3 protein-coding genes and 1 pseudogene are annotated in these 2,462 nt (G+C 62.1%); 1 reads left to right on the forward strand and 3 read right to left on the reverse strand.

Annotated features, from left to right (window positions below):
- Positions 1 to 256 (forward strand): annotated as a pseudogene (locus EOA85_RS32645) (chain-length determining protein); the annotation flags it as partial.
- A gap of 483 nt (positions 257 to 739) precedes the next feature.
- On the opposite strand, the gene EOA85_RS39550 reads toward EOA85_RS32645, so the two are convergent.
- The 3 genes from EOA85_RS39550 to EOA85_RS32655 all read right to left on the reverse strand — a co-directional run.
- Complete coding sequence (locus tag EOA85_RS39550; RefSeq protein ID WP_245486225.1) at positions 740 to 1,309, reverse strand: hypothetical protein; 570 nt, start codon at positions 1,307 to 1,309, stop codon at positions 740 to 742.
- A 47-nt stretch (positions 1,310 to 1,356) separates the two neighbouring features.
- Positions 1,357 to 1,623, reverse strand: coding sequence for a hypothetical protein (locus tag EOA85_RS39555; RefSeq protein WP_245486227.1), 267 nt, complete (start codon positions 1,621 to 1,623; stop codon positions 1,357 to 1,359).
- A 99-nt stretch (positions 1,624 to 1,722) separates the two neighbouring features.
- Positions 1,723 to 2,462 (reverse strand): AMP-binding protein (locus EOA85_RS32655; RefSeq protein ID WP_164760038.1); only part of this gene is annotated, 740 nt, incomplete at its 5' end.

The raw sequence follows: 2,462 nt of genomic DNA on the forward strand, positions 1-2,462 counted from the left end.
TGCCAAGGCCTTTGCTCCGCTTGCCGACGGCTTCGTGCTCGTAACCGAATGGGGGCGCACGCCGCGTGCGATGGTGCAATCCATACTGAGTTCGGAACCCTATATCGCCAACAAGATCGTCGGCGTGGTCCTCAACAAGGTCGATTTGAAGAAGCTGGCGAAGTATGGATCGATCGGCGGCTCGGAAAAATTCTTCGACAGATATTCGTCCTACTATCTGGAAAAATCGGAAGCGCGGACGAAAGCAAACACCTGAGGCCGGTATATTAGGAACGGATGTTGAGCAGATCGTGGCGTCCTGCGCGGCCAGGCCGATACCGGGCCTGAGCCCGCGTGAGCGAACACGAATGCCCCCTCGAAAAGACCATGACCGGCAGCCCTGCGCAAGAGCCGGTAAGATCGCGGGGAATGATGTCTCTTAGGTGCGGGTCGATCTCCTCGCTTGACCAGTAGAGGTCCCGAGCCGCGACGGGTCGCGCAAAAGGCGTGGGCACTATGCTTCGCGCCGCACATTCCCACCGCAGGACGTTTGCAGCCAGGAACCGGGCCCGCTTACGCCGCCTTGAGACGGTAGCGGACGATCGTGTGGTCGAGCAGAAGCCGGATCGCGGTCCGGCCTCGATCGCAATCAGCCATCTCGCGGCCATCATGGTCGCGCCGACGATGACCACCGAAAGCAGGTACGGCACTCCTGCACGCATCAGGGCGCCGAGAATGGCCGCGCCGACGACATCATGGATCAGATAGAGGATAGGTCATCAGGCCAATCTGGCACCAGCCGCGCCAGGACAGGTCGAGCCGCAAGGACCATGCCATCAGGGCTATGGCAACCAGGAAGAAGACGATCGGTGGCGCGTATGGCATCTGCTCTTCGACCTACGGTGTGAACATCGACCGAACTGGCGATCTGCAGGACGCAGCCGGCTAGAAACAGCGCGCAGAGGACAAGACGGAACGGCGTCACCGCCTTGAAGCGCATCAGCCAGATCATCACGCCCGTCGCAAAGAAGCATCCATGATGCACCAGCAGCAGGGCTAACCAACGCGTCTCGGCAAACTCCGACCAGTCGAGCGGATAATACAGGCACCAGAAGAGCGTGCTGATCAGGCCGATCGCGATGGCCACCACCTCCATCAGATGGAAGCGGCCCAGCCACAGCAAGGTCCAGACGACGGAGTAAAAGGCGATCTCGATGCCGAGCGTCCAATAGACGCTGTCGACCCAGGGCGAGTAGGGAGCGAACAATGCCGTGCGAACGAGCCGGGTCACGGCATCCGTCGGCCAGCTGAGCCCGACGGCGAGCAGCACCGGCGCGGTGACCGGCGCGCAGATCCAGACCGCCGGCGCCAGCCGCCTCACCCTTGCCTCGAAAAACCGCAAGGAGGTCGAGTTTCGGCGCTGAAGGCGATGACGAAGCCGCTGATGACGAAAACACCTGTACGCCCCCATCGGGAGCCGAGCATCTCCAGTTCCGGATGCGGCGGGATGCCGCCGATGGCCCGTGCCGAAACGCCGGCGGGAAAGGCCCACACCCAGTAACCATGGTGGTAGAACATCACGAGCACTGCGGCGAGAAATCGAAGTATGTCGACGCCGCCAAATGTGGTTTTTTGCTGAGCCATGCCGTAATCGTCGGTGGGCGACCCCGACAAAACTGTATGCGATTTGCTGCATTGCACAATGGCCAAATTGGCGCTCGGGCGCGCGATGCTCCGATGTCTTTACAGGCCGATTCCGCGTCTCTTGAGCGCTGCGGTGATTTCGTCGAGAATGATCGGATCGTCGATGGTCGCCGGCATCGTCCATTCTTCCCTGTCGGCAATCTTCTGCATGGTGCCGCGCAGGATCTTGCCGGAGCGCGTCTTTGGCAGGCGCTTGATCGTCACCACCGTCTTGAAGGCGGCGACCGGGCCGATCCGCTCGCGCACCAGCGTGACCACCTCGGTCTCAATAGTGCCGGTGTCACGCGCGACACCCGCATTCAGCACGACAAAGCCGAGCGGAACCTGGCCCTTCATCGCGTCGGCGATGCCGATGACGGCGCATTCGGCAACGTCTGGATGCCCGGCCAGCACCTCCTCCATGGCGCCGGTCGAAAGCCGGTGGCCGGCGACATTGATGATGTCGTCGGTTCGGGCCATGACGAACAAATAGCCGTCCTCGTCCATCATGCCGGCATCCGCCGTTTTGTAGAAACCGGGGAATTCATCGAGATAGGCTTGGCGAAACCGGTCATCGGCATTCCACAGCGTCGGCAGACAGCCGGCCGGCAGCGGCAGCTTGACCACGACATTGCCCAACGTGCCGCGCGGCACTTCGTGGCCGGCATCGTCGAGCACACGGATGTCGTAGCCGGGCATCGGCACCCCGGGCGAGCCGTATTTCACCGGCAGCAGGCCCAATCCGGCTGGGTTGATCGTCATCGGCGAGCCGGTCTCGGTCTGCCACCAATGGTCGATCA

This window comes from Mesorhizobium sp. M5C.F.Ca.IN.020.29.1.1, from assembly GCF_003997375.1.
In the GTDB taxonomy this organism is placed as follows: domain Bacteria; phylum Pseudomonadota; class Alphaproteobacteria; order Rhizobiales; family Rhizobiaceae; genus Mesorhizobium; species Mesorhizobium wenxiniae.

Bases quoted from the DNA above. Each gene is read 5' to 3' on its own strand.
- EOA85_RS39555 (WP_245486227.1), bottom strand. From the start codon at position 1,623: ATGGCTCAGCAAAAAACCACATTTGGCGGCGTCGACATACTTCGATTT.